The following is a 5,077-nucleotide window of genomic DNA, read 5'->3' on the forward strand; positions in this document are numbered from 1 at the left end:
AAATTGGTCAAATATGGAAACAATGCATATCAATGCAGGAATAATATAATGCGCCTTCTAACCACCGGAGAAACGGCGGAATATCTGCGGCTGAAGGAGCGCAAGCTTTATGAGTTGGTCGCGGACGGCGCCATTCCCTCCACCAAAGTCACCGGCCGCTGGCTGTTTCCGAAGGAAGAACTCGATCACTGGCTCGTCTCGAGTCTCGTACGTCCCGAGGGTCTCGGGCCGGTCGAGCCGATGCCGATCGTCGGTGGCAGCCACGATCCGCTGCTCGAATGGGCCTTGCGCGAGAGCGGATCTGGGCTCGCAACGCTACCGGAGGGAAGCGAGGCCGGTCTTGCCCGGTTCACGCAAGGGGAACTCATCGCCGCCGCGCTCCATCTCCATGCCCTCGACGGCGAGAATGTCGACTCCAATGTAAATCTGATGAGGGACAAGGCGAATTTACTTGATTCCGTGCTGATCGCCTTCGCGCGACGAGAGCAGGGGCTCGTCGTTGCGGCGGGTAATCCGCTCAAGATCGGCTCGATCGGTGATGTCATCAAGAAGCGCGGGCGGGTTGCGATGCGTCCTAAGGGAGCGGGCGCGCAGCTCCTACTTCTGATGTTGCTGCATCACACGAAAGCGAGCATCGATTTGATCAAGTGCATTAGTCCGCCTTGCCCAACTGGCCCTGACATCGCGCAGGCGATCCGCGCCGGCAGGGCTGACTGCGGGATCGCGACCCGGTCGGTGGCGAATACGGCCGGGCTCGATTTCGCTCCGCTGATCTGGGAACGTTTTGATCTCGTTATGCGCCAACGGGACTATTTCCGCCGACCGCTGCAGGCCTTTCTCGGCTTCCTGCGCAGCCCGGAATTGACGACGCGGGCAGAGGAACTCGGAGGGTATGATCTGTCCTCAGCCGGTCAGGTTCGTTATGCGCCGTGAGCTTTGCGGGTTGCGTTACCACAGTCAGCTCGGCCAGCGCGGATTGCCTCTTCTTGGCCGTGATTAGGAGAGACTGTCCCAAAAATGTTTCCATGCGTGAAGACAAGCCCGAATGTGATGAAGCGGCGCGTAGCAAGCGGCCGCGAGTTCGTGGCCGATGCATTTATTCATGCTGTCGGACTGGTCGTTGGTGTGGCGGGAGCTATTACGCTGATGGTGATGGTTGCGTCCCGCGGCACTCCATTCGAGTTGACCGCGGTATCGGTCTACTCGAGCGGGCTTCTCGCCATGCTGGGTTGTTCCGCAGCGTACAATTTAGCTCGATTCAGCAGCAGACGTGAGTTGCTACGCCGCTTCGATCATGCCGCAATCTTCGTGATGATTGCCGGCACCTATACTCCTTTCACTACCCTGCGTCTGGAGGGAAATTGGGCGATCGGGTTGAGCGTGACCGTGTGGTCCATCGCTGCCCTCGGTGTCGCACTTAAACTGACGCGTTCAGGATGGTCCGAGGCCCTATCGATTGCGACATATCTGGCTCTCGGCTGGATCGGGATCATTGCCTTGCAACCTCTCTTGGATTCACTTGCGCTCTCGACCTTGGTGCTGCTCGCCATCGGTGGCTTGCTCTACACAATCGGCGTCATCTTCCACGTTTGGGAGAAGCTGCATTTCCAAAATGCGATCTGGCATGGCTTCGTGCTGGCCGCGGCTGGCGTTCATTACGCTGCCGTCATGAGCGCGATTCTCGTGATACGTCCGCACATCTGAACTACCCGGACAGCTGCTCATGCACCAGTACGGCAAGTGTGTAGATGGGTCGTATTACGTGCGATCTCCCTTCGGTCGGCTGTCGACACCTTGGGAAACGCGCAAATTCTTCTCCCGGTTCCTTGCTGACTACGGCACCTGCTAGACTGGTTCGCGGGAGATCGCGCCTTCGCCGGTTAACCATCTGTTTTTGTGAGAAATTTTTGATACGCGATGATTTGCTCGACATTTCCGTGGATGACCCGCGCTATCACGCCACAGCCGAAGCAAGAGAGCGTAATAAGAACATCGAGTCTCCGGATTTGACCGACTCGTTTAAACGGGCATTTCCGCTGTTCGGTTCTTCGCTGATTTGCAGTGAACTCGAGGACTGCACATGTTGGGATGGTTTCATGCACTGATGCCAAGGGAAGAGCGCTTCTTCGAGCTATTTGCGCGTCATTCGGAGAAACTCGTCGCCGGCGCCGAGGGGCTACGCGCGATGCTCGAGGGTGACGCCGCGGTTTCGCGCCACTTCCAGGTCGTAATGGATCGAGAGCAGGAAGCCGACGACATCACACGCGAAGTGCTGCTCGCCGTCCGTCGCACCTTCATCACGCCGTTCGATCGCGGCGATATCCAGGATCTTATCACCTCGATGGATAACGCGATCGATCAGATGCAGAAGACCGCCAAGACCATCGTGCTGTTCGATGTGACGTCCTTCACACCACAGATGAAGGAGATGGCGGACGCAATCGTAAAATCCGCAGGTCTTGTCCGGGAAGCGATTCCGCTGCTTCATTCCATCAGCACGGAAGCCGTCCGTCTCAGCGGTATCACCGAACAGATCTCGCAGATCGAAGGACGCACCGATGAACTTCACGATTTGGGTCTGAAAGAGCTTTTCCGGATCCATTCCAACTCCAACCCGATGGCGTTCATCATCGGCAACGAAATCTACGATCATCTGGAAAAAGTGGTCGATCGCTTCGACGACGTGGCGAACGATATCCACGGCATTGTCATCGAACACGTGTGACGGCGTCGGAGCGGAATAATCATGGATGCCGTCGCGCTCGGCTTGCCTTTCCTGATTTGCCTCATTGCCATTGCGCTGCTGTTTGATTTTCTGAACGGTCTTCACGATGCCGCAAATTCAATCGCGACGATCGTGTCAACGCGAGTGTTAAAACCTCAATATGCCGTCGCCTGGGCGGCTTTTTTCAACTTCATCGCCTTTTTATTCTTCGGACTGCAAGTGGCCGAGACGCTCGGCACCGGCATCATATCGGCCGAGATCGTGGATCCGCGTGTCGTCTTTGGCGCTTTGATGGGCGCGATTGTCTGGAACCTCGTTACCTGGGGCTTGGGGATTCCGTCGAGCAGCTCGCACGCTTTGATTGGGGGTTTGGTGGGCGCCGGCACCGCCAAAGCGGGCCTCAACGCCATCGTTTGGGGCGGGCTCGGGAAAACTGGGTTTGCGATTGTTCTTTCGCCGCTCTTGGGTTTTGTCCTCGCACTATTCTTGGTGCTCGCGGTGTCATGGATCTTCGTGCGGTCGACGCCTTTTGCCGTGGATCGCACCTTCCGTATGTTCCAGTTCGTGTCGGCCTCGCTCTATTCGCTCGGCCACGGCGGCAACGACGCCCAGAAGACGATGGGCATCATCGCCGTCCTGCTCTACTCGCAGGGCCATCTTGGAAGCGAGTTCTATGTTCCGTTCTGGGTCGTATTGACGTGTCAGGCGGCCATGGGGCTCGGGACGCTCATCGGAGGCTGGCGGATCGTGCATACCATGGGTTCGAGAATCACGCGCTTGACCCCGATGCAGGGGTTCTGCGCTGAAACGGGCGGAGCAGCGACCCTGTTCCTTGCGACTTGGCTGGGCATCCCGGTTTCGACCACCCATACGATCACGGGATCGATCATCGGCGTCGGAGCAGCACGAAAAGTGTCGGCCGTGCGATGGAACGTGGCCAACAACATCGTCTTTGCTTGGATCGTGACCTTACCCGCGACGGCGTTCATAAGTGCGCTGTGCTATGTGGCCGTGGGGTTGTTCGGCTGAGCTTGCCGCCGCTGGCCTTTGCGCCGCCGCGGCTCTGTCTCTGGAGAGGCAACTAGGTGCTTTGCTAAACCGACCCCGCGCCGGGACGTGCGGATCTCCTTGCAGCGAGAGCATAGCTTAGTTGGTAAAGCAGCCGACTCTTAATCAGCAGGTCGGAGGCTCGAGCCCTCATTTGCGCACCAAATTCTCCAATTATATCTTGGCGAATGGAATAAAGACCGGCACCTCAGTGTATTGCCGAATGCCGTGCCGTGGCGTTTAATCGAATACAACAACGTGTGGGAGGAAACAAAATGACCTGCTTGCTGCGTCTGTCGGCGTTTTTCCTGTTTGTTATTGCGCTGGTGTTGCCTCAGTCCCAGCTTTTGGCGCAAACCTATCCGACGAGGGCTGTCACGGTTGTCTGTCCGTTCGCGGCGGGCGGCTCTGCCGACACCATCATGCGTCTGATCGGCCAGCATCTTACCGAGAAATGGAAACAGCCGGTCGTGGTCGAGAACAAGGTGGGCATCGGCGGCAACGTCGGCACCGACGCGGTAGCCAAATCCGCGCCCGACGGCTACACGCTTCTGATCGTGCCGAGCTCGATTGCGATTGCCCCGCACCTCTATACCAAGCTTGCTTTCAACCCGATCAAGGATTTCGCACCGATCACGCTGATCGGAAACATCCCGATGGTCTTGGTCGTGCATCCTGATTTCCCGGCCAAGTCGGTCGCCGAGCTGATCAAGCTCGCCAAGGAGAAACCGGGTGAAATCGCTTATGCGTCGGCCGGAAACGGATCGACCAATCATCTCGCCACTGAGATGTTCATGGCGCAGAACGGCATCAAACTCCTACACGTGCCCTACCGTGCCAATCCGCAGGCCATCATCGACGTGATTGGCGGCCGGGTACCGGTGTTCTTCGACTTCGTGCTGACCGGAGCGCCGCACGTGCGCGAGAACAAGGTGCGCGCGCTCGCCACCACCGGTCCCAAACGCTCGCCGGTGTTGCCCAACGTGCCGACGGTGGTCGAGCAAGGCATCAACTTCGAGGCGGGCACTTGGTTTGGCATCTATGCGCCGGCCGGCACGCCGCGTCCGATCATCGAGAAGGTGAACGCCGACGTGCTTGCCGTTCTCGCGATCCCCGCGGTGAAGGAACGGCTCGCCATTCTCGGCGTAGAGGTCTACGCGAAGGGACCCGCAGATCTTGCCGCCCTCACCAAGGCTGACCTCGATCGCTGGGGGCCGATCGAGAAACAGGTGGGCATCAAGCTCGATTGACATACGGATCCACGTCGAAGGCTTCTTACGTTCGACCGAGGCTCCGGGTTGGCCT

General features: G+C 58.2%; 5 protein-coding genes. All 5 read left to right on the forward strand.

Features of this window, described 5'->3' with window-relative positions; genetic code table 11:
- Positions 1–48 precede the first annotated feature (48 nt).
- The 5 genes from Q7S58_RS08835 (at position 49) to Q7S58_RS08855 (ending at position 5,022) form a co-directional block, all read left to right on the forward strand.
- Entirely contained in the window at positions 49–933 is an 885-nt protein-coding gene (locus tag Q7S58_RS08835) for a substrate-binding domain-containing protein (RefSeq protein WP_370655489.1), read from the forward strand.
- Positions 934–1,050: 117 nt separating this feature from the next.
- The gene (locus tag Q7S58_RS08840; RefSeq protein ID WP_304823672.1) at positions 1,051–1,704 is read left to right on the forward strand and encodes a hemolysin III family protein; all 654 of its coding nucleotides are present in this window, start codon (positions 1,051–1,053) and stop codon (positions 1,702–1,704) included.
- Between the two features lie 376 nt (positions 1,705–2,080).
- The gene (locus Q7S58_RS08845; protein ID WP_370655488.1) at positions 2,081–2,725 is read left to right on the forward strand and encodes a DUF47 domain-containing protein; all 645 of its coding nucleotides are present in this window, start codon (positions 2,081–2,083) and stop codon (positions 2,723–2,725) included.
- Positions 2,726–2,746: 21 nt separating this feature from the next.
- Positions 2,747–3,754: an inorganic phosphate transporter gene (locus Q7S58_RS08850; RefSeq protein WP_304823678.1), complete on the forward strand. Its 1,008-nt coding sequence runs from the start codon at positions 2,747–2,749 to the stop codon at positions 3,752–3,754.
- Positions 3,755–4,047: 293 nt separating this feature from the next.
- The gene (locus Q7S58_RS08855; protein WP_304823681.1) at positions 4,048–5,022 is read left to right on the forward strand and encodes a tripartite tricarboxylate transporter substrate binding protein; all 975 of its coding nucleotides are present in this window, start codon (positions 4,048–4,050) and stop codon (positions 5,020–5,022) included.
- Positions 5,023–5,077 lie beyond the last annotated feature (55 nt).

Origin of the sequence: Candidatus Binatus sp., assembly GCF_030646925.1 — a bacterium.
In the GTDB taxonomy this organism is placed as follows: domain Bacteria; phylum Desulfobacterota; class Binatia; order Binatales; family Binataceae; genus Binatus.

Bases quoted from the DNA above. Each gene is read 5' to 3' on its own strand.
- Q7S58_RS08835 (WP_370655489.1), top strand. From the start codon at position 49: ATGCGCCTTCTAACCACCGGAGAAACGGCGGAATATCTGCGGCTGAAG.
- Q7S58_RS08840 (WP_304823672.1), top strand. From the start codon at position 1,051: ATGAAGCGGCGCGTAGCAAGCGGCCGCGAGTTCGTGGCCGATGCATTT.
- Q7S58_RS08845 (WP_370655488.1), top strand. From the start codon at position 2,081: ATGTTGGGATGGTTTCATGCACTGATGCCAAGGGAAGAGCGCTTCTTC.
- Q7S58_RS08850 (WP_304823678.1), top strand. From the start codon at position 2,747: ATGGATGCCGTCGCGCTCGGCTTGCCTTTCCTGATTTGCCTCATTGCC.
- Q7S58_RS08855 (WP_304823681.1), top strand. From the start codon at position 4,048: ATGACCTGCTTGCTGCGTCTGTCGGCGTTTTTCCTGTTTGTTATTGCG.